At 52.0% G+C, this 23,045-nt stretch carries 22 protein-coding genes and 1 tRNA gene; 15 read left to right on the forward strand and 8 right to left on the reverse strand.

Features of this window, described 5'->3' with window-relative positions; translation table 11 throughout:
• Nucleotides 1-168 precede the first annotated feature (168 nt).
• The 4 genes from MK110_03965 to MK110_03980 all read left to right on the forward strand — a co-directional run bounded on the left by MK110_03965 (nt 169) and on the right by MK110_03980 (nt 3,866).
• The gene (locus MK110_03965) at nt 169-942 is read left to right on the forward strand and encodes a DUF1571 domain-containing protein (protein ID MCH2210432.1); all 774 of its coding nucleotides are present in this window, start codon (nt 169-171) and stop codon (nt 940-942) included.
• Between the two features lie 121 nt (nt 943-1,063).
• Nucleotides 1,064-1,915, forward strand: coding sequence for a pantoate--beta-alanine ligase (gene panC / locus MK110_03970; protein ID MCH2210433.1), 852 nt, complete (start codon nt 1,064-1,066; stop codon nt 1,913-1,915).
• A gap of 236 nt (nt 1,916-2,151) precedes the next feature.
• Nucleotides 2,152-3,219: a prolipoprotein diacylglyceryl transferase gene (gene lgt, locus MK110_03975; protein ID MCH2210434.1), complete on the forward strand. Its 1,068-nt coding sequence runs from the start codon at nt 2,152-2,154 to the stop codon at nt 3,217-3,219.
• A 74-nt stretch (nt 3,220-3,293) separates the two neighbouring features.
• Complete coding sequence (locus MK110_03980; GenBank protein MCH2210435.1) at nt 3,294-3,866, forward strand: sigma-70 family RNA polymerase sigma factor; 573 nt, start codon at nt 3,294-3,296, stop codon at nt 3,864-3,866.
• 49 nt (nt 3,867-3,915) lie between these two features.
• On the opposite strand, the gene MK110_03985 is transcribed toward MK110_03980, so the two are convergent.
• Nucleotides 3,916-4,833: a hypothetical protein gene (locus MK110_03985; GenBank protein MCH2210436.1), complete on the reverse strand. Its 918-nt coding sequence runs from the start codon at nt 4,831-4,833 to the stop codon at nt 3,916-3,918.
• A gap of 208 nt (nt 4,834-5,041) precedes the next feature.
• Here MK110_03985 and ispF point away from each other — a divergent pair, with 208 nt between their 5' ends.
• The 3 genes from ispF (at nt 5,042) to MK110_04000 (ending at nt 6,813) form a co-directional block, all read left to right on the forward strand.
• Nucleotides 5,042-5,551, forward strand: a complete 510-nt coding sequence (gene ispF, locus MK110_03990; GenBank protein ID MCH2210437.1) for a 2-C-methyl-D-erythritol 2,4-cyclodiphosphate synthase — start codon at nt 5,042-5,044, stop codon at nt 5,549-5,551.
• Between the two features lie 53 nt (nt 5,552-5,604).
• Nucleotides 5,605-6,129 (forward strand): crossover junction endodeoxyribonuclease RuvC, encoded by a 525-nt coding sequence (gene ruvC, locus MK110_03995; GenBank protein ID MCH2210438.1) that lies wholly within the window; start codon nt 5,605-5,607, stop codon nt 6,127-6,129.
• A 66-nt stretch (nt 6,130-6,195) separates the two neighbouring features.
• Nucleotides 6,196-6,813, forward strand: coding sequence for a helix-hairpin-helix domain-containing protein (locus MK110_04000; protein MCH2210439.1), 618 nt, complete (start codon nt 6,196-6,198; stop codon nt 6,811-6,813).
• A gap of 197 nt (nt 6,814-7,010) precedes the next feature.
• On the opposite strand, the gene MK110_04005 is transcribed toward MK110_04000, so the two are convergent.
• The 4 genes from MK110_04005 to MK110_04020 form a co-directional block, all read right to left on the reverse strand.
• The gene (locus MK110_04005) at nt 7,011-7,496 is read right to left on the reverse strand and encodes a transcription elongation factor GreA (protein MCH2210440.1); all 486 of its coding nucleotides are present in this window, start codon (nt 7,494-7,496) and stop codon (nt 7,011-7,013) included.
• Between the two features lie 320 nt (nt 7,497-7,816).
• Nucleotides 7,817-8,962: a Gfo/Idh/MocA family oxidoreductase gene (locus tag MK110_04010; protein MCH2210441.1), complete on the reverse strand. Its 1,146-nt coding sequence runs from the start codon at nt 8,960-8,962 to the stop codon at nt 7,817-7,819.
• Between the two features lie 67 nt (nt 8,963-9,029).
• A complete protein-coding gene (locus MK110_04015) occupies nt 9,030-10,049 on the reverse strand; it encodes a sugar phosphate isomerase/epimerase (GenBank protein ID MCH2210442.1) in 1,020 nt (339 codons plus the stop codon).
• A gap of 139 nt (nt 10,050-10,188) precedes the next feature.
• Nucleotides 10,189-11,406 (reverse strand): hypothetical protein, encoded by a 1,218-nt coding sequence (locus tag MK110_04020; protein MCH2210443.1) that lies wholly within the window; start codon nt 11,404-11,406, stop codon nt 10,189-10,191.
• A gap of 26 nt (nt 11,407-11,432) precedes the next feature.
• On the opposite strand from MK110_04020, the gene MK110_04025 reads away from it, so the two are divergent.
• The 6 genes from MK110_04025 (at nt 11,433) to MK110_04050 (ending at nt 15,907) form a co-directional block, all read left to right on the forward strand.
• Nucleotides 11,433-11,696 carry a hypothetical protein gene (locus MK110_04025; protein ID MCH2210444.1) on the forward strand — a complete coding sequence of 88 codons (264 nt, stop codon included), beginning with the start codon at nt 11,433-11,435 and terminating at the stop codon, nt 11,694-11,696.
• Nucleotides 11,697-11,701: 5 nt separating this feature from the next.
• Nucleotides 11,702-12,712 carry an N-acetyl-gamma-glutamyl-phosphate reductase gene (gene argC / locus MK110_04030; protein MCH2210445.1) on the forward strand — a complete coding sequence of 337 codons (1,011 nt, stop codon included), beginning with the start codon at nt 11,702-11,704 and terminating at the stop codon, nt 12,710-12,712.
• 139 nt (nt 12,713-12,851) lie between these two features.
• Nucleotides 12,852-14,057: a bifunctional glutamate N-acetyltransferase/amino-acid acetyltransferase ArgJ gene (gene argJ / locus MK110_04035; GenBank protein ID MCH2210446.1), complete on the forward strand. Its 1,206-nt coding sequence runs from the start codon at nt 12,852-12,854 to the stop codon at nt 14,055-14,057.
• A 61-nt stretch (nt 14,058-14,118) separates the two neighbouring features.
• Nucleotides 14,119-14,919: a hypothetical protein gene (locus tag MK110_04040; GenBank protein MCH2210447.1), complete on the forward strand. Its 801-nt coding sequence runs from the start codon at nt 14,119-14,121 to the stop codon at nt 14,917-14,919.
• 129 nt (nt 14,920-15,048) lie between these two features.
• Nucleotides 15,049-15,122, forward strand: a tRNA-His gene (locus tag MK110_04045).
• 335 nt (nt 15,123-15,457) lie between these two features.
• Nucleotides 15,458-15,907, forward strand: coding sequence for a hypothetical protein (locus tag MK110_04050; GenBank protein MCH2210448.1), 450 nt, complete (start codon nt 15,458-15,460; stop codon nt 15,905-15,907).
• Between the two features lie 105 nt (nt 15,908-16,012).
• On the opposite strand, the gene MK110_04055 is transcribed toward MK110_04050, so the two are convergent.
• The 3 genes from MK110_04055 to dnaA all read right to left on the reverse strand — a co-directional run bounded on the left by MK110_04055 (nt 16,013) and on the right by dnaA (nt 20,082).
• The gene (locus MK110_04055; protein ID MCH2210449.1) at nt 16,013-17,086 is read right to left on the reverse strand and encodes a Gfo/Idh/MocA family oxidoreductase; all 1,074 of its coding nucleotides are present in this window, start codon (nt 17,084-17,086) and stop codon (nt 16,013-16,015) included.
• Nucleotides 17,087-17,119: 33 nt separating this feature from the next.
• Complete coding sequence (gene tyrS, locus MK110_04060) at nt 17,120-18,346, reverse strand: tyrosine--tRNA ligase (GenBank protein MCH2210450.1); 1,227 nt, start codon at nt 18,344-18,346, stop codon at nt 17,120-17,122.
• A 170-nt stretch (nt 18,347-18,516) separates the two neighbouring features.
• A complete protein-coding gene (dnaA, locus tag MK110_04065) occupies nt 18,517-20,082 on the reverse strand; it encodes a chromosomal replication initiator protein DnaA (GenBank protein MCH2210451.1) in 1,566 nt (521 codons plus the stop codon).
• A 515-nt stretch (nt 20,083-20,597) separates the two neighbouring features.
• On the opposite strand from dnaA, the gene MK110_04070 reads away from it, so the two are divergent.
• A complete protein-coding gene (locus MK110_04070) occupies nt 20,598-21,719 on the forward strand; it encodes a glycosyltransferase (GenBank protein ID MCH2210452.1) in 1,122 nt (373 codons plus the stop codon).
• Nucleotides 21,716-23,005, forward strand: coding sequence for a protein-L-isoaspartate(D-aspartate) O-methyltransferase (locus tag MK110_04075; GenBank protein MCH2210453.1), 1,290 nt, complete (start codon nt 21,716-21,718; stop codon nt 23,003-23,005). Before MK110_04070 ends, MK110_04075 begins: the two co-directional genes overlap by 4 nt.
• Nucleotides 23,006-23,045 lie beyond the last annotated feature (40 nt).

Here is a 23,045-nt window from a genome sequence, read left to right on the forward strand (position 1 = left end):
TGTGCGGGAGAGCGATCTGCAGGAGAGGCAGATATTGCCGAAATCTACAAACATCGGCAGAATGTCACAATATCATTCACAGGGTGACCCAACAGTGGGTCTGCGGACCGGGTCCCAGAAGACTCTGATTCAGAATGTGTGTGTCTGTGTGTTGAGGAGAAGTAGGGAATGCGGAACTTACGGGAATCCATAACCTGTTTACTGGTCACAGGTCTGCTCGCAGTCGTTGATGTGAAGATTTCGGTCGCCGGGGAAACCAAACAGCACCCGCTCAGACCTGCCCTGCGTGTTCTTGAGAAAAGTCTCAAAAAAATCCAGGCAATCCCGGCTTACGAGGCCACATTCACTAAGACGGAACGTGTCAATGATCGCATGGTCTCTCAAAACATGAAAATGAAGTTTCGCCGGAAACCATTCAGTGTGTATCTGTATTTTATGGGAGAAAACAAGGGTCGAGAAGTAATTTACGTTGAGGGGAGCAACAACGGCAACCTCCTTGTTCACGAAACAGGTATCGCCAGCTTTGCCGGAACGCTGAGACTGGCCCCCGGTGATAATCTTGTCATGGCTGAAAATCGACACCCAATTACAGGGGCAGGTATCGAAAAATTCCTGCTTGTACTGCGAAAGCAGTGGACAAAGGAATCGAAATACGGTGAAACAAGTGTAAAGTATTTTCGCAACGCGAAACTCGCAGAGATGACCTGCCGGCGAATTGTTGTGACTCATCCGCGACCGCGTCGCCAGTTTCCATTTCACAAAACCGTTTTATGGATCGACGACGAAAGCGGACTCGCCGTACGACTGCAACAATTCGGATTTCCTGTTCGCAACGATGCAGAACCTCCCGTCGTTGAGGACTATACCTATACAGATCTGCGATCAAACGTCCGTATTTCTGATCGTGACTTTGACGAAAACAACCCGAAATATAATTATTAGTTTCACTCCGTCTGGTCCATCGACGCAGCCATCCGGAAGACAACCCAGGCTGCCCGTGAGTTCTGTCTCTGTGGTGTTCCGTTTAGTGTTTTGACATTCTGCACTGGTAATTTTCCTGTCCATGGACGTTGTTCAGCATCCAGCCGACATACAACAGAGTATTTGTGACCGACGTCGGTCGGGACAAACGATCGGCCTGGTGCCGACGATGGGAGCACTGCATCAAGGGCATCTAAGCCTGGTTGCTGCAGCGAGGGCTGCATGCGATTGCGTGGTCACCACAATCTTTGTGAACCCGAAGCAGTTTGCCGCCGGAGAAGATTTCGAGGATTACCCTCGAACGATGGAATCCGATCTGGACTTATGCCGGGCTGCAGACACCGACCTGGTGTTCGCTCCCGCTGCGGGTGACATGTATTTGCCTGACTGCCTCACAAAAGTGGAGGTGGCCGACATGGCAAAACTTCTTGAGGGAGAGTCCCGTCCGAACCATTTTAACGGTGTCACGACGATCGTGGCAAAATTATTCAACATCACCCTTCCGGACCGGGCATATTTCGGCCAGAAAGATTACCAGCAGCAGATGATTATCCGACGGATGGTCAGGGACCTCAACTGGAATATAGACATTGTCACATGCCCAACGATCCGTGAACCGGACGGCCTCGCAATGAGCAGCCGAAACCGATATTTGAGCCCCGTGGAAAGAGACCAGGCCTTAATATTGAACCGCGTACTTGAACAGGCAGATCGGCTGGCATCAGCCGGTGGGATGAATCCTCAGGCGATTCAAACGGGAATGACCAAAACCCTTAGCAATGCCGAAGGACTCGAACCGGACTATGCCGTCGTGGTGGATCCGGAGTCTCTGCGCCCGATGGAGAAAGAATCTGGAAACGCGGTTGCACTGCTGGCTGTCCGGGTCGGCAACACACGTCTGATCGATAACAGAATGCTGACATTCGCTGAGTGACCGGAATTCGCTACAGTCTGTATTACTGTTGTCAGACTAAATCCCGGTTGGCCAGGTCAAACCACTTCTTCCCCAGGAACCCGAGTGTTATCCCAACCCGAATGATTACTCAGAAGTAGATCATTGGTCACGCATCACCGACGCTTCAGATTACCTTATGACCAGGAGTGACAAGTTCTGCCAGTCACCGCTCATGTAATCCCGGATCCCCCGTCGCTCTCATTTCTGATTCAAATATGCGAAAAGTGCTTTTGCGGCTTGTCTACGAACATTTCTGGCAGGTTCGTCCGGTCGGCAACGAGTTACACGTTGGTATCGGATGGTTATATGTCCTTTGGATGGTAGTGGCATTCGTCTGCGCGCTGATACTGTGGCGAAAAACCCGCAGTATCAGTGAGGTATGCGTCTCACTTGGATTCTGGTCACTGATTCCGGCGGGCCTGATACTGACTGGCCTTACCGACAGTGAAATCGTTCAACACGGGATTCCGGTATTCGGTTACGGTTTTATGATGTTCGTTGGATTCTCAGCCGGAACGTTACTGGCAGTGCATCATGCGAAATACATCGGCATGGATCCTGCGGTGATCATGGACCTGATGATGTGGCTGTTGATCCCGGGACTGGTCGGAGCTCGTTTATTCTATGTATGTCAGTATCCGGACCGTATCTTTGGACTTCCCGACCGGAATCCACTGTGGTCATTGATGGCACTGTGGGACGGAGGTTTAGTGTTCTACGGGGCTGTCATCGGCGGCGCGTTCGGCGGCTGGATTTTTTGCCGTCGCCGAAAAATCCGCCCGCTTTTGCTCGGGGATGTTGTCGCTCCGTCGCTGCTTATCGGATCCGGATTCGGACGCATTGGCTGTTTCCTGTACGGATGCTGTTACGGTGGGGCATGCAGTCTACCCTGGGCCGTACGGTTTCCACCGGACAGCCTGACCTATCAGGTACAGCTGAACACAGGAGTCATTCAATCGGGTGCGGTGTCCACTACATCCCTGCATCCAACACAAATCTACAGTTCACTGCTGGCTTTTTGTCTGGCTGGATTCCTGACGTGGTGCTTCAGAAGACGAAAGTTCGAAGGCTTTGTGGTGGGATTGACATTCACAATGTACCCAATCAATCGTTTTTTGATTGAGTTCATTCGTAATGATGAACAGGGACAGCTGGGAACAAGTCTGACAATTTCTCAATGGATCAGTATCGCTTTGTTCACCGGCGGCATCACCATGCTGGTCTGGCTGTCAAAAACAAATGATTCATTCCAGGTAAACAAACGTAACACTCAACCCGGATAATCTGTTCTCCGCTGCAGTTTGTCTGTCGTCGCTGCTCTCACAATGTATTTTTGTACCGTGGCAATTGATTCGTGTTGAATGAACCTACAGATTACGAACTCATTGACCAAACGCTCGCGGGCCGGACTGACGCATTTGACGCGATTGTTCACCGACACCAGGCGCGGCTGGTACACAGTCTTGAGCACGCGTTCGGATCGCGGGAAGACGCCCTTGAGGCAGCACAACAGGCGTTCGTTTCGGCCTGGAAAAATCTGGCGAAGTTCCGGCGTGACGCGGCATTTTATTCATGGTTGTATCGCATTGCATTTAACGCGGCGAAAACAAATCGAAACCGACAACGTATCAGGACAACGTCACTCAATCGACTTCATGAGTCCGGCCGTCTTCCGTCGGACTCAAATACGGCCACACAACCTGAGGAAACGGCTGCATCAGAAGAACGCGTCGAACTGGTTCAGCAGGCCATAAGGTCGATTGCCGAGGAATACCGACAGCCGCTTGTACTGCGGGAGATTGACGGAATGTCTTACGATGAGATCGCCCAAACGCTCGGAATTCCCGTCGGAACGGTTCGCAGCCGGATCTTTCGAGCCCGTCACGAATTGACTGATCGCCTGAAGCGACTGTTTCCCGACGAAAGGTGACAAAACGACCTGACTGTCGGGCATTCCCCGCATCTGTTTACGACGCTGGTCAGTACTTCCGATAATTGACCTGAACAGACGGCCGTCCGGTAATCGATTCGATCTGTGAGACCTGCAGTGTCAGCAGATGCTCCGTAGCACTGGTCACTGAATCTGTCTGGAAAAAGAACTGACCAATGGTCCACTGATCCTGCACCGAATGGCCCACAACAACCACGTCGTCTTTGCGCAGCTTGATTTCAAACTGCTGATCAAACAGTGGCACAATCTTTTGACGAATGGGAAGGTGGTCGCCGGCATCCTTAACCGTCAGACGCATTGTTGCACGACCAAACTGCAGTTCCGGTACGAATTGCAGCAGCATCCAGTCGTCCCCGGTTTCGATCGTTTTGATTCTCAGAACACAGCGGATTTCATCACCTGCATCGACTCCCGTCATCCCGGGAATCACCACATCATTCGGAATCTCGGCCCTGGTTCCGCGACGGATTTCAACCAGGGATTCACTGCCGTCCGGAATAACAATCGGCAAACCGGACTGTCCGGAGGCGGAAAAGTACATGTGACCTGAGCCAGATCTGCGTCGCGAGTTCTCCTGCTGGATCTGATTCTGTGAGGTACTCAGCAGACTTTGAAGTGCCCATGGGTATGGTGGCTGTGACACTCCAACCCGAAAACCACTCTCATTTAATACTCGCCGGGCCTGCCACTTTTGCAGAACACTCTCACACATTTGCCGCCAAACAGCCTGCCGCACCCGATTTTCTGACACTGGCTGATCGATGACTGATGCAGTCAAACGCACGATTCGCTTGACCGGCACGCCCTCCGAGGGCTTTGCATCGAGCTCTAAGCGCTGTTCTTTTAGCTTCTGCCGAAGATGATCTGCGGTGTCACCGCGAAACAATGCGCAGCCGCCGATACATCCGAACAGCAGCAAAACATAAAGTTCAGTTCGAAAACGCATGGACGGATTTCAGGCGGTGTGACAGGATTCCGGATATATCCGGAACGTGTGGCTGCGGAAACCTGACTAAATGCTGTGAATTGGGCGGAGGCTACGGATCAGTCGCTGCCTCCGTCAACGTCAGACGCCTCCGGCAGTAAATAAATCCTCAGTGCTTTCTGACACCTCCAGGCGTCACAGTCAGAATTATCGAAAGCGATCCCAAGACATGCAGAATCCGCCGGTTTATCGTATTGGCGAAGGACATGATCGTCACCGCACTGTGGAAGGCCGCCCCCTGATGATTGGTGGTGTTGATGTGGAGGCATCATTCGGCCTCGATGGTCACAGTGATGCCGACGTGCTGATTCATGCCGTAATCGACGCATTACTTGGAGCGACCGGTTACGGTGATATTGGTGAATGGTTTCCGGACACCGATGAAAACTGGAAATCCACTGATTCGGGCGACCTCCTGCGACATGTACGTGAATCTGTTGTAGACGGGAAATGGAAAATTCAGAATCTGGACTGTACGATTTCTGCGGAACAGCCAAAGCTGTCCGACTGGAAACCTGTCATTCGGAAGCGACTTGCCGCATTACTGGAGGTGAGCACGTCCGTATTGAACGTCAAAGCCAAGTCCGGAGAGAAAGTCGGACCGATCGGGCGAGGCGAGGCAATTGAAGCAGATGTTGTTGTGCTGCTATGTCAGGAATCGCCGAAAGAATCAGTGTAGTCTGCTGTCGAACTTTCATTGCTGCCCACAAGTGCATCGCTACGGAAACAACCATGTCGTTTGCCGACAGCCCGCATCCCTGCACGAATCAGTATTCACGCTATCTTGGAATTGACCCAGGACTAAACCGTACCGGCTACGCTCTGCTGGAGCGTCATGCGGATGGACCGACTCTTCTCGAAGGTGGAATCATTCGAACTTCCCCCAAAGATTCGCTCCAGCATCGGGTCCACGAAATTGCAGCCGGAATACGCGAAATAGCTGATGAATTTTCCCCCGAAGTCGTTGCAATGGAACAGATTTTTTCTCACGGACAGAATCTCAAAACAGCGCTTCAGCTCGCTCATGTTCGAGGGGCAATTCTGGTCACACTGGCGGACGTTGCTATTTCGGTCGTCCATTATTCTCCGACTCAGGTCAAACGACTGCTGACCGGCAGTGGTCGGGCTCCCAAGGAACAGATTCAACATGCCGTCAGAGCAGAACTTAAACTGTCTGAAATTCCCGAACCGAACGATGTAGCCGACGCTTCCGCCGTCGCACTGTGTTTGTATCATTCCGTACGGTTTGCTGCCTGAAGTCGGCAGTTTGTCCGGAAACCAAATCCCCACCGGATTCACCGCCTATTCATCAGGAAACTTGTCTTGATTACCCGCATCACGGGAGTACTTGTCGGTCTCAACGATGTTTGCGCAACACTGCGTATCGGAGGCATGGACCACGAAGTGTTGGTGCCGGACCTTGTCCGCCGACAACTGCAGTCAAAGCTGAACGAAGAAATCAGCCTCAGGACCATTGAATTTCTGGAAGGCAATCCTCAGCAGGGTCGACTGGTACCGCGAATGGTTGGGTTTGCCGGTGATGCCGAAAAGGAATTCTTCGAATTATTTTGTTCAGTCGACGGAGTGGGCGTACGCAAAGCTTTGCGAGCCATGATTCGACCGGTGCGGGAAGTCGCAGAAGCAATTGAAGAACGTGACATCAAACAGCTCAGTACACTCCCTGGAGTTGGACCGGCGGTCGCCGAACGGATCGTGGCAAAACTACGTCGGAAGATGGCCAAATTCGCGATGATGGTTGCCACGGAAGTTCCGAACAGCACCGATCGAGACATGTTTATGGAGGCTTACGAAGCGCTCGTCAGCATTGGACACACACCACAGGATGCCCGCAGTCGGATTGATACCGTGCGAGAGTCGAAGAAGAAGTACAAGTCTGTCGAAGAGATCCTGGCGCAGATCTACCAGAATCTGCGAGGATGAGCTGACTCATCCGCTAGCATTAAGATCTTGGGAAATTCTCCGGTTGTAAAGCTGACTCTCCGCATAATGAACACCAGCAGGGAGAAGCGAGTTACAAAGTCTTCCGATACGCAATACAGCAGGAGAAATCCGATATTTAGAAACTGACTTTCGAGCGAGAATCACTGACTAGTACCTGGTAATCGTTTTTGCTCGACTTAGTCGTCAGCATCCCCGATTGCCGTAATCTCGAAATTCAATGTTCCGACCGGCACTTCTGTTTCAAATTTATCGCCGACTTTCTTGCCCAACATCGCCTGAGCAATCGGACTGGAGGTAAGAATCTTCATCACGTCGCCGTCATAGTCTTCTTCCCCGGGACCGACAAGTTCGTATTGCTCCACCTCACCGTCGGAAAGGTCCCGAACTGTGACCAAAGAACCGAAATTAACAACTCCCCTGGGCATATCTGACTTTTCGACGATTCGACAGTTGGCCAGCTTCGTTTTAAGCTGGCTGACTTTTGCCTGGATATACCCCTGCTGCTCTCGTGCCGCATGGTACTCAGCATTTTCCTTCAGATCGCCTTCGTCACGAGCCAGCTTGATACGTTCCGTGACAGCCGGCAGCTGGTCTTCTTCCAGTACACGGATTTCTTCGCGAATTTTGTCATAACCAGCACGGGAAATCGGATGAGGATCCATGATTTGACTCGGGATCAAAATGGTGAGAGGTATAACGTTGCGAATAAATTCCAGTCGACTCTTCCGGCTGAGTTCGCACTTTGATCATCGTTCAATAGCAACGGCGGCTAAGAGAAGGTTTTCTCAGCCGCCGAACATTCACAAAAGTAAAATAAGTGTACCCGTCCACGAACGGAAAGGACAGAGTACCGGTGATTCCCTGGCTTCGTACGCCCACCCCCGCGCACACGGTCACAGACTGAGTATGTTCATCCGGAATTCCGAAACCCTCAGAACGAATTTACCGAACGGTGATCGTCAGCCCACTCTGTCAACACCGGTCATTGAACGTTGATCCACTGACGGGTCCGGGCACTTTCCAAAACGGCGTCGCAGACCCACTGCGTCTCCTGAGCTTCCCGGAATGTCGGACTACAGCGTTCTCCGGACTCCAGACTCTGGAGAAAATCGGCAACCTGATGAACAAAGGTGTGCTCATAACCAATCTGTAGACCGGGAACCCACCACTTGTCCATGTATGGCATGTCTCCGTCAGTCACATGCACTGAACGCCATCCCCGAACAACCGAATCATCGCGGTGATCGAAGTATTCCAGTCGGTGCAAATCATGGAGATCCCAGCGAATTGAAGCATGCTCACCATTGATCTCGAACGTATACAAAGCCTTATGACCGCGTGCGTAGCGTGTTGATTCAAACAGCCCCAGTGATCCATTTTGGAAGTGACAGAGAAATGCACAAGCATCATCAATTCCGACTGGTTCAACTTTGCCCGTCAAATTGTGCAGGCGTTCCTTGACAAACGTTTCCGTCATCGCGGTCACGTCAGTGACAGACCCGTTGAGCCAGATGGCAGTGTCGATGCAGTGAGCCAACAGATCACCTGTCACACCGGAACCGGCCGCATTAACGTCCAGTCGCCACAAGGCTTCGCCACCCTGCGGCAGGTCTTCCGCAATCGTCCAGTCCTGTAAAAAATTTGCCCGGTAATGAAAGATTCGCCCCAGTCGTCCATCATCAATCAGCTGTTTAGCCAGAGTGACTGCCGGAACACGTCGGTAATTGTACCAGACGGTGTTAAGAACTCCGGCTTTCTCCACAGCCTCAACCATCTGCTCTCCCTCAGCAGGATTGAGCGCGAGAGGTTTTTCACAAAGGATTATCTTGCCGGCTTCAGCCGCAGCAACAGCGATTTCAGCGTGTGCGTTATTGGGTGTACAGATGTCAATCGCATCAATGTCATCCCGTCTGATAAGTTCGCGCCAGTCGGTTTCTGTGGTTTCGTATTGCCACTGATCGGCAAAGGCCGTGACCCTGTCTTTGTTGCGTCCACATACGGCTTTAAGTACAGGTCGATGACTCAGTTCAGGAAAAAAATCATTGACTCGTTTGTACCCGTTGGTGTGGGTACGTCCCATGAATCCGTAACCAACAAGTCCAATATTGATCGGTTTCTGATTTTCCATAGCGTAGTAACCTGTTGTAAATCCGCTGTGATCTCAATGTTTCGAATCTGGGGTCGGAAAACAGACCTCAGGCAGCCCCATGGACGTCCCGAACTTTGATCATCGCATCCAGAATCGTATTCCATGTCTGCTGTTCTTCCAGCATCGCGTTGGGGAACATACATCCGTCCCAGCAGATATGTTGAATACCACGTTCCGCGGCACCGTCCAACCAGTAACCGGAACACTTCGTAATGTCCAGTTTTCCATTGGGATCATCAGCCGGACAGTGTTTTCCGGTCTTGTCATGGGACCCCGCTCCGTGAACTTTGCCATCGTTCTGAGCGACATGGAAATCAATAGTCCACGGACGCAACCTGTCGGTCATCGTCCGGTAGGCAGAATAAAAATCTTCTTCAGTGTAATCGTCCTGCACCAGCGCATGTTCCGGAGCATTGTAGCCAAGCAGGTACAAATAGGTGTGTGCAAGATCTGCCTGGAATCCCAGGGTTTCCGGCATATCGACCTCTTCCAGTAAATCCAGCATGTCCTTCCAGCTGTGCATACCGGCCCAACAGATCTCACCCTCAGCGGCAAGTCGTTCTCCGTGATCGGCTGCGATCTTCGCAGCCGATCTAAACGTCGCTGCAATCTTCGCTGTATTCGCTTTGGGATCCCTGCGCCATGCGTCCACGCCGAATTCTGCAGAGTCAATGCGGATGACGCCGTACTGCCGGATTCCGTGGTCATTAAATATTCCGGCAATTCGACAGGCCATTGTAACCGCGCTGAGAAATTTCTCGGTGGATTCTTTGTCTCCCATCGCAGAGTCTCCGACGGTCCCTGGCCATATAGGAGCCACCAGTGATCCAACACGAAATCCGTAACCGGCAATCAGGTCTGCAATCCTCTTCAAGTCATCGTCACTGGCGTTCGGATCGGTATGGGGCAGGAAAAGAAAGTAGTCAATCCCATCAAATTTTTGTCCGTTGACTTCGGCACCAGCCGTTAATTCCAGCATCCGCTCAAGATTGATAGGAGGTTCCTGCCCGTCTTCGTCCCCTTTACCAACGAGACCGGGCCACATGGCATTGTGCAGTTTCAACATTGTCCTGTTTCCTTACTTCCGTTCATACATTCGGCAAATTTTCGGTCAGGAAACAAATCCTGAATTTCTGCTTCGATGTGTTCTTCAGGGCCAGGCCGCCATGCAAAGCCGCATGGCGTCGTGTACCACGGCACCACCACTAATCTTTCCAGGCATTCTGTGCGGGAGCATCCGGCTGTGTGTCCGGACCGAAGTATCTGAGTCCAACCAGCGGCTCAGTTCCGGTATTTTCAAAACGGACACCTTCAGACGCACGAGCGGCAACCACAAACACCTCGTCTTCGGTCATTTCTCCGAAACGAATCATCACCGGTGACTGTAGATTCATGTCACCGATTCTGCCCATACCCTGAACCGTAATCCAGCAGTACGCCCCAGGATCCCTGATGGTACAGTTCGCACCCGGCTGTAATGTCAGTTCCTTCGCTGTAAAAAACTGTGTGCCATCCACCTGACCGTAAACAATCCACCGGTCGCACCACCCGTCGCCTTCTTCACTGACGACCGGCTCAAGATAGTTATTATCTTTAAAACTAACATCCACATTCTTGTCCCAGTCCAGCGCATCAACGAGGTACACATTGTCATCGTGACGCTCTGCCGGAAAATCCTTTGTCAGCAGTGCGCGAGGAACTTCGCGGCCTTCCACAAGGTTCTGGTACATCGCAAAAACGTCACTGCCCCACTGTGGCTCATAAGTAACCAGTGAGCCCGGTGCATGAAGCACACATGGCGGAATGAGCCAACCGGTTCCAGGTTTCAGACGATAGGCTTTGGACAGATCCAGCAAACCGTTTTCGCATTCATTCCAGCGATTCAGACAGTCGATCACATCCTGTTTTGTAGTTCCAGGTTCCAGCCCCATGAATGTATACGGAAAGTTATTTCCGATCTGATTCATCTGAGGAGGAAAATAGTAGCTTTCCGGCTTGCCTTCCTGTCCCACCAGTGCAGCCTGTTCAGCATTCTGATGCATGTGATGAGGGATCGGCCCCATGTTGTCAAAGAACTTTGAATACACAGGCCATTTGTGAAAAGAATTCCAGATGTGATCGCCGATCACCTGATCCTTGAGTTCAGCAACGACATCACGCAGCAGGAACCGTTCCCCGTTGTAAACACAGTACGACAGTCCTTCATCCTCGTTGCGATTATCGTTGGCCGCTTCCGTTGTCGAACCAAACCATCGTTCATCGATGCCGCCTCGATGCATCCCCAGGGCATAGTAGTCGTCCGGATGGAGTTTCAGACGGCGACCGGGCTGTAAAAACGAACGCGGAACCCACGTTGGCGCAAGTCTGAGAATACCGTTTCCGGCGGTGAGTGCATCGGCGGCAAGTTTTGCAGTATTCGACATAACGAAGCTTTGAGATTCGCTGGGCTGTGGCTAAAGAACAGTTTGAATTCCGACAGATAGCCGGAAACATACGAAACTATCCCGCCAGCATGGAGTCTGATCGAAGTAAAGTGCGCCATTTTGACGGAGGAGCCTATGTTTGGAAAGCCCACGGTCAATTTCGTCTGAGCCACTCCGGATCCAGCAGACATAAAAGTCTGGTTCGGGCCTGGTTGCGAGCAGTCTTTGGTGTCGTAGAATGTCCGGACAGGCCCATGCTCGACAACTGTCAGACAATTCAGCGAACGTAATCCCTATGACTAAAGTTGCTATTCTGGGAGCCACCGGTTACACGGCTCTGGAACTGCTCAAAATCCTGGCGCGTCACCCTCAGTCGGATGTGGTTGCTCTGACAACACGTCAAAAGCACAACCCGCCGGTCACTGAAGTGCATCCGTCACTCACCGGTCTGTTCGACCTGCCGTGTGAAGATCTTTCGCATGCAGAAGTCGGCAAAAGGGCCGACATTGTCTTTTGCGCCCTTCCACACACAGCCAGCATGGAGGCTGTCCCTCAGTTGCTGGATGCCGGGTGTCGCGTCATTGATCTCAGTGCTGACTACAGGCTGGATGATCCCGGTGTGTACGAAGAATGGTATGGCAATGTCCATACAGATCCGACGCGGCTAAGGAATACGGTTTATGGTCTGCCGGAATTGTTTCAGGATCAAATCCCCGACGCAGACCTGGTGGCAAATCCCGGGTGCTACACAAGTACGTCCATTCTGGGACTTGCACCACTGCTGGCAGAGGGATTCATCGAACCCCATGGCATCATTATTGATGCAAAGAGCGGCGTCAGCGGAGCAGGACGGAAGCCAAAACAGGGGACCTTGTATGCAGAGTGTAACGAGTCGGTAACGGCCTATGGCATCGGTAACCATCGACACACCCCGGAAATTGAACAGGTACTCAGCGTCGTATCCGGTGGCTCCGTCAGCGTTGCGTTTAATCCACATTTGATCCCGATGGATCGGGGAATCCTGTGTTCCATGTATCCTCGGCTCAAATCCAGGGTATCTGCGGATGAGATACTGGCAGCGTGCCGTGACTTCTATTCAGAGCAGCCGTTCGTCCGGGTGGTGGAACATATTCCGGCAACCAAACATGTAGCACATACAAATTACTGTGATATCAGCATCAGGATGAATCGCGGTCAACTGGTGGTCTTTTCGGCCACTGACAATCTGATCAAGGGAGCCAGCGGTGTCGCGGTTCAAAATTTGAACCTCATGCTGGGGCTGGATCAACAGACGGGATTGATCTAAATGTCCGCTCCGGAGAATCCGGAATCGACTCGGGTCGTGAACCCACTTTCCCTGACCGTATACCACAGCTAAATTGGCTGTCGCAATATTATACCTTCAAACATCACAATAGTTGTCAGTCAGCTCGTCAGGTTTTCCAGTGGACACAACGCACGAACTTCCAAAGAAATTTCGGGCTTCAGGTTCAACTTGTGGCATCAAGGACAGCGGTCAGCCGGATTTGGCTCTGTTTATTAGTGACACCCCGGCGGCAGCTGCCGGGGTGTTCACAACCAATCGTGTTATTGGAGCTCCCGTCGACGTTTCAAGGAGCCGAGTGCCGGCCGAATCCATCCGGGCGGTCGTCATCAATTCCGGAAACGCTAATGCATGTACGGGTGAAGACGGCCGACAGGCGGCCCTGACCATGACCGCCGACGTCGCTTCAGCCTTAAGATGTAATCCGGAACAGGTACTTGTGTGTTCAACCGGGATTATCGGTGTGCCACTACCAATTGGTGCGATTACTGCCGGACTTCCGAAAGCGATCACCGGTTCACAGGCAGACAGACAAAGTTTCCGCGATGCTGCTGTCGCCATGATGACCACGGATACATTTCCCAAACTCGCTTCATCTGATGTAGTCACAGCCACTGGTAAAATTCGTGTCTCCGGCGCTGGTAAAGGAGCTGCAATGATCGCTCCCAATATGGCAACCATGCTGGCAGTGATCATGACGGACGCGTCGCTCAACTCGGCCCAGTGCGATGCGATCCTGCGATATGCAGTAGATCGATCATTCAACTGCATCAGCGTCGATGGCCACATGAGTACAAGTGACACCGTACTTCTGCTGGCAAACGGGGCTTCCGAATCACCTGTCAAGACAGGTTCGGATGAAGCGGCAGTTCGTGTCGCCGTGGCTGAAGTATGCCAGCAACTTGCGACAGACATCATTCGGGACGCCGAAGGAGCAGGGCACTTTATTACGGTTGATGTGTTCGGATTTGATACTCGCCGGACTGCGTTTCAGGTCGCTAAAGAAGTCGCAGAAAGCGTACTGGTTAAGACGGCCATTACCGGAAACGACCCAAACTGGGGACGCATCACTTCCGCAGCCGGTTACGCGGGGGTCGAATTCGACTCCGATTATCTGTCACTGACAATCAACGGAACACCGGTCTATCGTTTTGGCAGTCCTGTTCCCTTCGACGTCACGGCGCTGTCTCAAAAGATGCAGCAGGAAGAAGTGCATCTACTGCTGGAATTGTCAGGTGGTCCCCGATCCGGAAACCATTCCGTCCGATTCTGGACGTCCGATTTGACTCAGGACTACGTCCGACTGAATTCGGACTACACTACTTAACTATTGCAGACACAATCACCTGCAACCTGTCGCCTCGAATTCCCGTGATAATGCGTTTGGCATGTCTTCCGATTCTTCCATTGAAACTGACTCTTCCACGGGTGAAGAAAAAACGCCTGATCGTTCTACGGCGCACGTCGGTCTCGTCTGCACACACGGGCGGGAACTGACGTCACTGCTCAGCCGACTGGATCGTCGCCGGTGTTATTCCCAGGAACAAATGCGATTTACGGGCGGTTTTTTCGACACCGATATTCGAGTCGCCATCGTCGAAGCCGGAGCTGGATTTGCAGCTCATCGCAAAGCCACAGAAGTTCTGGTCAAGGAACATGCACCGGCATGGGTCGTTTCCACAGGATTCAGTTCATCGCTCGCAAAAGATGTCCGGGCGGGAGATCTCTCTCTGGCCGACACGATCCGCGACACTCACCGGCAGTGCCTCAAACTCAACTGTCCCATTCCGGAATCAAAACATGCCACAATCAGAACCCATCTGGTCACAGACAGTCATCCGGCCACCTCGGAACAAAAACAGCAATGGTCGGCAGAAACGGCCGCCTCGGCTGTGGATACCACAAGTCTGGCGGTTGCTCAGATCTGTCAGGCTTCCCATATCCCATGTCTTTCAATTCGAGCCATCATTGACGATCTGCAGGAAGAGATGCCGGAGTCTGTGCTGAATGCTCTGTTCGAACCGGATTCACCATCAGCAGGTAATCCAATCAGTCGCTGGGTCTCGAACCTGCGACAGTCCAAAGAAGAAAAACAGTGGTTCGCTCGCGCGGAATCCGCAGCACAACATCTTGACCGATTCCTTTCAGGAGTCATTCGGCAACTAGGTGACCATCTGGAACCCGTGTGAAATTTCCGGGTAACACAGTTTTTTCGGCTATCGTTTCCAGCCTGGCTGCCATTCCATCACACGACTAAACCGACAGCTTGATCCGCTCCGGAGTCACAGATATCATCTTCGCACTGGTTTTTTATTTTGGTGGCTATAGCTCAGTTGGTTAGAGCGCTGGATTGTGGTTCCAGAGGTCGCCGGTTCAAATCCGGTTAGCCACCCATCTCTCTATGAACGTCTGCTCAATACAGCAGACGTTTTTTTGTGATTTGGACAATCCAGCATATGTCCGGTCCGGGACTTCTCTGACATTCCGAATGCCGTTTCGCACACAAAAATGTGTTGCATGAAACGCTCCGGTTCCGATGCTCTTTCAGGATTTTTGATTGTCGAACGAGTTTTTGACTGATAAACTCAGCCTATTCTCGTTTAAGAGAACGATCATTCTCAATCCTGTCAGCAACCCCTTCAGAGACGGCCGTCGAGTACTCATCAGTGTCTTCAACTCACTGGTGGCTCGGTTCATCACATTCTGTTATTCCGCACGAGGTGAACGATGGCGTCGGCAACACCGGCCTCCACAGACTCATTACGCAGGATCTCCGAGCTGGAATACATCCTGATAGGCGACTTACGTGATTTGCTCGATTCACCGATTGATGAACAAAACCTTCGCTGGGTATCCGCTGTTGTGGATGCGATTCTGGAAACACTTCCGAAACAATTTGAGCTCAAGCAGCAACAGGGTGGCTATCTGCAGGAAGTTCTCAACGTACAGCCCAATTGGGAGTGCCATGTATTGTCACTGGAGGTCGAGCACGCACAAATCTGCCACCGCCTGCGGCAGTTGCGAAATCAGTTGCCGCAAGCGGTAAAAGTGAAGATTCTGGCGCGCTCCCTTCGTCGGGAACTCAAGAGCTGGATGCAGGCGTTTGTTGCACACAGTCGTCGCGAGTCGCGACTTTTGCAAACAGCAATGAATCTGGAGGTCGGCTGCGGAGACTAAGTCTAGAACTTGGATGGAGCGAAAGTCATGGAGACTTTCCTCGATGAGTTATTCAGGTCCAAACTCTCCGCGAGTTTCCCTGTGTTGAGCCTCCCGACGGATGCACTAACTCGTTGGTGGTTTCGGGTCACTCTTGAGTGGCAGCTTCACAGTCTTGCCGCTCCACGCTGCCTTGTAGATTGCCAAAATGAGCTCCACACTTCGGCGTCCTTCGACTCCGTCTACCACAGGGTCGGTTCCGTTTCTAATGGCGTTGACAAAATCCTGCAGTTGATCCTGGTGTCCCTTGAACGAAATCGCGGACGGGTCGGCCGCTCCACCGGAATTACCAGTGTCCGCAGAGTACTTGCGCCGAATTGATGCATCGCGTCGACTCTTCTTTTCAAATTTCCAATACAGGATATTGTCCTGTTCCACGATGACGGTTCCCTGCGTTCCATGGATCTCCGTCTTTTTTTGCAAGCCAGGCCATGCAGCCGTCGTGGCTTCAATAACTCCGACTGCACCATTGGCGAAACGCAGAGTCGCCACCCCGACGTCTTCGACTTCGATTCTCTTGTGCGCAATTGTGTTAGTCATTCCATTGACCTCGACAACATCACCCATCATCCAGCTGAGTAGGTCGACCTGATGAATTGCCTGATTCATGTAGGCTCCACCGCCGTCCATCTGCCACGTGCCTCGCCATCCTCCGCTGTCGTAGTATTCCTGAGTCCGCCACCATTTCACGTAGGTGTCCCCAAGTGTCAGCCTGCCGAATCGGCCTTCGTCAATTGCCGATTTCAGTTCTCGGTTCACAGGACTAAATCGTGATGGCAGAATCGTACACAGCCGCACTCCGTTATTTTCACACGCTTTGATGATCCTGTCACAACGCTTCAGTGTAATTTCCAGTGGCTTTTCCACAGCCACATGTTTGCCGGCATTCGCGGCCGCGACGGCCGGTTCCATGTGAGCACCACTGGGAGTACAGATATTGACGATGTCAACATCCGGGTCCGACAGCATTTCCTCAAGCGTATCAAAGGCCGTACAGCCGTGTTGTTCGGCAAAGGCATGAGCATACTTCGGCAGATGATCGAAACATGCGACAAGTTTTGCACCGCGCATGGCGGCGATCGCTTTTGCGTGAAAGTGTGAAATCATGCCCGTTCCGACGAGGGCAAATCCGACAGCCATAATGGATCCTCAAACTTCAATGTCGACAAAGCGTCACACAAGGTTGACTCTACAGAATTTTTTCCTGCCAGCCCAGACGAGCAAGCCGTTTTCGAGAGGGATCTGTTCAACAGGATCTTTGATCACCGTCTTGTCTTCGCCCAGCTTGGCACCTCCCTGAGCGATCAGCCTGCGAGCTTCACCGTTGGACTTTTGCAGTCCTAGTTTTGTCAGCAGCAGAAAAGCGGGCAGGGCACCGTCTTCAAGATCGATTGAGGGAAGATCGACAGTAGGAATGTCGGCCGGCAGTCCTCCGGCACCGATTTCCTGTTGCCACCGTTGAGCTGCCGTATCAGCTTCAGCGGTCGAGTGATACTGGCTGATGATGATTTTGGCCAGATGGATTTTGGTATCACGCGGGTGTCCGCTGAGCAGGGTGTTAACTTCTTCCATTGGCAATTCTGTCAGCAGTTCGAAGTACATCTTCATGACCTCGTCAGGCAACTGCATGAATTTCTTTATCATCTCATATGGATCTTCACTTATACCGATGTAGTTACCGAGACTCTTGCCCATACGGCGCACACCATCCAGACCGACGAGAATCGGTGACATCATTCCGATCTGTTGATTCAGTCCTTCCTGAGACTGCAGGTCTCGAGCCAGCATGAAACTGTAAAGCTGCTCCGTCCCGCCCAGTTCAACATCTGATTTAATCTCAACGGAATCCCACGCCTGCATAACGGGGTACAGGCACTCATGCAGGAAAATGGGTTTTTCGTCCGTGTAGCGTTTAGCAAAGTCATCTCGCGTCAGCAGCTGTGCGACGGTCACTCGACCACAAAGTTGCAGAATTTCGGCAAGGCCCATTTCGCCGAACCAGTCACCGTTGCGGTGCACTTCTGCTCGGTCCAGATCCACCACTTTGCTGACCTGTTGCAGATAGTCATGAGCATTGGCTTCAACTTCTTCTTCTGTCAGACGTTTGCTGCGAACTTCGTCACGCCCGCTGGGATCGCCCACCATAGCTGTCGCATTGCCAATAATAATGACTGCCTTGTGGCCCAAATCCTGAAACTGACGAATCTTACGTAGAGGAACAGTGTGCCCCAGATGGACATCGATTCCGGTCGGATCGATGCCATACTTTACGCGAAGAGGTATGCCGGTATCGAAACTGCGCTGCAACTTCTGTGTGAGTTCCTCTTCCGGAACAATTTTCTCAATGCCACGGCGGATAACTCGGAGTTGTTTTTCGACAGAAGGAAAAGAAGTGGACACGACAGATCACCGATAACGGTCAAAAATGATTGCAAAGCCGGGAGCCTATCAACTTATATACAGGACCAACAGCTCGCTGTCGCCGTATGAACTCTTTAATCGAGAGAGTCTCACGGGTCATCTGGCGCTGCATGTGAATTGAACCACGGTGAACAGTGCCCGTATGGAATTCACGAAGCAATCGCCATCAGACGTTCTTCAATTTCCTGGACGACTTCACCCCACGTTGTACCACGGCATGAATTCGGCAAATCAACCTGGGTTCGTTCGCTGATCCAAACATCAACCCGCTTCGCCGCAGCCACAACAGTACTGTGATCGCGACCACCGAAATAACGACCGATCTCGCGCCAGGCGGCCCTGGTCAGTTTACGGGAAACGTACATAGCAATTGAACGAGGGCAACTAACGGACTTACGGCGGGTTTTGGACCGCATATCCACAACTGAAACACCGAATGCCTCGCACACAATGCGTTCGACATCATTGATCCGCACCAGATGGTGACACTCATCTTTGAGTCCGCCCAGCAGTCTGCGAGCGTCGCTCGTCGTCACATGCCTGCCATGCAAAGTCGCATGACTCACCAGACAATTCAATGCCCCCTGCAGTTCACGTGCATTACGACCACCATGAGAAGCCAGGTAACTCAGTGCGCCTGAACTCAAATGCTCACGGTACGGAACCGCCAATGATTGAATCAGTTTTCGGCGAGTGCACGCCGCCGGTGTCTCAATTCTGCAGACCAATCCACCAACGAATCGCGTGGTCAACTCTTCGCGATGTTTAGTCAGTAAACGGGGGTGTCGGTCACCGGTGATCACAAGCTGACGGCCGTGGTCCATCAGCTGATCAATCGTATGCAGGAACTCCTCCTGCGTAGCTTTCTTATTTCCCAAAAACTCGATGTTGTCGACCAGCAAGACATCAACACTTCGAAACCGTTGTCGAAATGACGGAACAGACCGGCCAGCCAGTGCACTGGTGAAATAGTTGGTAAATGACTCGCTTGTCAAAAACAACACATTGAATTCCGGACGTGATTTGCGGATCTGACAGTAAATCGCCTCCAACAGATGCGATTTACCAACGCCGGTCGTGCCGTGGATATACAGAGGATTGAATCGTTCACCTGGCGACTCACTGATCTGCCGTGCCGCCATAATCGAAAGTTCGTTACAGGGTCCGGAAACAAGCGAGTGGAAAGACCGAAAACGTCGACGTGCCGGAGGGCGTACGTTGAGCTTTGCGGGTTCGTCCGGGTGCCGTTGTTCAGAATCCGGTGACGATACTACGTTTTGACATCCTGCTGTGATGTGACTCGTTTGATTTTGAGTCGTCCGTGAGGTGTCAGCGGATTGTGCCGACGTCTTCGGCTTACCTGATCTATCGCTGATTGAGGCATCAACATGGACAACGAATTCGGCAGACGGTCCCAAAACGTCCATCGCAGCTTTTGACAGCTGCTGCCGAAATCGTTTCATAATCCATGAGCAGATAAACGGATTGGCAACACGCACAACCAGCTGACTGCCTGTCGATTCCAGAAGCGATCTGTCTTTAAACCAGTGACGATAATTCTGATCACCAACCCGTAAACACACTGCTTCAGCGAGAACCGACTCTGATGGTGCTGAATGCTCCTCCGTCAAACGGATGCCCGGAGCAGCGATGCCTTTATTCCCGACGTGTTGCCGGCCCAAAAGATTCTTTCCATGATCCCCGGGCTGCGTCATGCCACCCCTCCAGCGAAACCTCAGCGCAGCAGCGAACCATTACTTGGCAAGTGACACAATTACGGCACTCGATCGCCAACAAAAGGGAAAGCAGAACGCGCAGTGAGGATAATTTGTCCTGAATTTCGCGACAAACGTGCAGAATGTTGGTCGCGATAGCTTATTCACTCAACAGCCGCGATATTACCGGGCCAGCCCCGGCTGTCAAACGTCGTCGGTCCTTTTATTTCTCACGAAAATCCAGGAAGAATCCGCCTACAGATGATGGCAGCAAAATTGCTGTTGGGGAGATGGACTGCTGTCTGGTTTCAAATCAGACAGCAAACCTGAATCAGACTCACGGTCTTGAAAATGCTTTGATGAGGTTCTGATATTCAGACGACTCCTCCGGTTCGTTACGATCTGAAAAAAACGGCTCGAATTTCAACAAAACAGGAAGGTACTGTACGGTGTCCCGAGTCCGTGTTGTTTTTTCAATTGGAGCACTTCACGGGGGCGGGTCCGAACGCCAAATCGTGAGCTCATTGACGCACCTGGACCGAGATCGTTTTGAACCGCATCTTTACGTTGTGTATCGATCGGGCCCGTTACTTTCACTGATTCCCGGTGACGTACCGGTCGCTGCATTTGAAGAACGTGACGTACGTCCACCGACAAAAATCCCGGGTGCAATGCATCGACGTCGTGTCCAGGACATGAAACGGTACCTTCAGGAGATCCGATCTGACGTCTGCTATGATCGCACGTTTCTGATGACTCTGGTCTCTGCTAACGCCGCTCAGTCACTAGACATTCCAAACATCTCGACAGTTGTGACAAACCCTGCGACTGGATTTGCACCTGTTGCCGGTCGGTTCCAGTGGCTCAAAAGAAAATCTCTGCGCCGACTGTATCGCAATTCAGCATGTGTCCTCGCAGTGTCAAATGGAGCAGCCCGGAGCGCTGAACAGTTTTATGGACTCGAAACACACAGTGTCAAAACTCAGTACAACGGCGTGGACCTGGACGCGGTTCGCTCTGCAGCCACCACACCGGTCGATTCCACATGGTGGAATGAACCACCACCGCATACAAAACGCCTCATCAGGATCGTATCTGCCGGACGATTGAATCATGAGAAGGGTTTTCACCTGTTGATCTCAGCTGTTGCAGAACTCCAGAGCAAGTGGGCCGATACTCATATGCGTCTCGCAATCCTTGGTGAAGGCAGCCACCGAAAACAGCTTCAGAATCAGATTGACCAAACCGGATTGACTGACAACGTGCGGTTGACGGGTTTTCAGGACAACGCTTCAGCTTGGTATCAGTCAGCTGACATCTTTGTGTTGCCGTCTCTGGTCGAAGGAATGCCAAATGTTCTGCTGGAGACAATGGCGCTGGGAACACCCGTGATTTCGAGTCGTTGTCCACACGGACCGGAAGAGATTCTGGAAAACGGCAGTCATGGACTACTGTGTGAACCAGGATCCGTCAGCAGTTTATCCAGTTCGATTCGTGATGTGATTCTGGACCCGTCGGCCACAGAAAAGCGTGCAGTGTCCGCCCTATCTCAAATAGAAACAGTATTCGCCCAGGATGTGGCGGTTCGTCGGTTGGAAAACATTCTGTTTCGCGTCGTGCACAGGAAGAGATCATGAACTTCACTAGACAGCAGAATGTGATCCGGCCAACGATTCAAAACATGAATCTTCACTGGAAACGTACCGCCAACCGAATCCTGATGTCAGGCTGCATAATCCTGCTGTTTGGAACGGACGCGGTGATTGCTCAACGTTCGGCAGATGCGACCGGTTCCGCCAGAAACCGCCTGGTCGATGAAGCAATCCAAAGTGAAGGAATCTCCAATGAAGCAGTTCTGCGTGCTATGCGGAAGGTGCCTCGTCATGAATTTGTGCTGCCTGGCATGCGTAGCCGAGCCTATCGTGACGAAGCCCTTGCTATCGGTTCCGGCCAGACAATTTCACCACCGTTTGTCGTTGCATATATGACTCAGTCGCTGAATCCACAACCCACCGACAAGGTTCTGGAAGTTGGTACGGGAAGTGGATACCAGGCAGCTGTGCTGGCCGAAATTGTGGATCAGGTTTATTCCATCGAAATCGTGAAGAGTCTGGCGAGGTCCGCAAAAAGCCGTTTGATGCGACTGGGCTACGACAACGTTCAGGTTCGAGCGGGGGACGGATATGCCGGCTGGCCGGAACATGCACCGTTCGATCGAATTATCGTTACGTGCTCTCCTGAAAGTGTTCCGGAGCCGCTGATCGAACAGCTCAGAGACGGTGGCAGAATGATCGTACCAATCGGTGAGCGATATCAACAAACGTTCCATCTGTTTCAAAAGAAAGACGGCAAGCTTGAACAGGAACAGTTGATTTCAACATTGTTCGTCCCGATGACGGGGGAATCGGAAGAACGTCGGCGCATTCTTCCGAACTCAAACCAACCCGTTTTGACAAACGGAAGCTTTGAACATGACGTCAATGCTGACAACAATGCTGACGGTTGGCATTACCAGCGGCGTTCCACACTGGTCACCGACAGCGCTGTACAGGGAAAACAGTTTCTTCGGTTTTTTGCAGAACGCGATGGTGAAGTCGCACAGGCACTCCAGGGGATCGCGGTAAACGGCAGAAGACTGGGAAGTATTAAAATTTCGTGCTGGGTACAGGCCGAAAACATCAAACCGGGGACGAAGGGTCAACAGGCAGGAATCGCTGTTCATTTCTACGATGCGGCTCGCCGCGAACTTCCACTGCAGCCAATCGCCCGTTGGCGTGGAAATTTCACCTGGCGACAGGTCCGTCGAACAGTACCGATTCCTCTGCGTGCTCGGGAAATGATTGTTCGTATTGGACTCAACGGAGCAACAGGAACTCTGGATCTGGATGACCTGCGGATGTCGGTTCTGAAAAGGTCTCAGTAAAGACGCCCTGGTTAAAGCCGACAGACCGCGAAGCCAATGC

This window comes from Fuerstiella sp., from assembly GCA_022447225.1.
In the GTDB taxonomy this organism is placed as follows: Bacteria; Planctomycetota; Planctomycetia; order Planctomycetales; family Planctomycetaceae; genus S139-18.

Excerpts from the sequence above, each read along its gene's own strand:
- MK110_03965 (MCH2210432.1), top strand. The coding sequence starts at position 169 with ATGCGGAACTTACGGGAATCCATAACCTGTTTACTGGTCACAGGTCTG.
- panC (MCH2210433.1), top strand. The coding sequence starts at position 1,064 with ATGGACGTTGTTCAGCATCCAGCCGACATACAACAGAGTATTTGTGAC.
- lgt (MCH2210434.1), top strand. The coding sequence starts at position 2,152 with ATGCGAAAAGTGCTTTTGCGGCTTGTCTACGAACATTTCTGGCAGGTT.
- MK110_03985 (MCH2210436.1), bottom strand. The coding sequence starts at position 4,833 with ATGCGTTTTCGAACTGAACTTTATGTTTTGCTGCTGTTCGGATGTATC.
- ispF (MCH2210437.1), top strand. The coding sequence starts at position 5,042 with ATGCAGAATCCGCCGGTTTATCGTATTGGCGAAGGACATGATCGTCAC.
- ruvC (MCH2210438.1), top strand. The coding sequence starts at position 5,605 with ATGTCGTTTGCCGACAGCCCGCATCCCTGCACGAATCAGTATTCACGC.
- MK110_04005 (MCH2210440.1), bottom strand. The coding sequence starts at position 7,496 with ATGGATCCTCATCCGATTTCCCGTGCTGGTTATGACAAAATTCGCGAA.
- MK110_04010 (MCH2210441.1), bottom strand. The coding sequence starts at position 8,962 with ATGGAAAATCAGAAACCGATCAATATTGGACTTGTTGGTTACGGATTC.
- MK110_04015 (MCH2210442.1), bottom strand. The coding sequence starts at position 10,049 with ATGTTGAAACTGCACAATGCCATGTGGCCCGGTCTCGTTGGTAAAGGG.
- MK110_04020 (MCH2210443.1), bottom strand. The coding sequence starts at position 11,406 with ATGTCGAATACTGCAAAACTTGCCGCCGATGCACTCACCGCCGGAAAC.
- argC (MCH2210445.1), top strand. The coding sequence starts at position 11,702 with ATGACTAAAGTTGCTATTCTGGGAGCCACCGGTTACACGGCTCTGGAA.
- MK110_04040 (MCH2210447.1), top strand. The coding sequence starts at position 14,119 with ATGTCTTCCGATTCTTCCATTGAAACTGACTCTTCCACGGGTGAAGAA.
- MK110_04050 (MCH2210448.1), top strand. The coding sequence starts at position 15,458 with ATGGCGTCGGCAACACCGGCCTCCACAGACTCATTACGCAGGATCTCC.
- MK110_04055 (MCH2210449.1), bottom strand. The coding sequence starts at position 17,086 with ATGGCTGTCGGATTTGCCCTCGTCGGAACGGGCATGATTTCACACTTT.
- dnaA (MCH2210451.1), bottom strand. The coding sequence starts at position 20,082 with ATGACGCAGCCCGGGGATCATGGAAAGAATCTTTTGGGCCGGCAACAC.
- MK110_04075 (MCH2210453.1), top strand. The coding sequence starts at position 21,716 with ATGAACTTCACTAGACAGCAGAATGTGATCCGGCCAACGATTCAAAAC.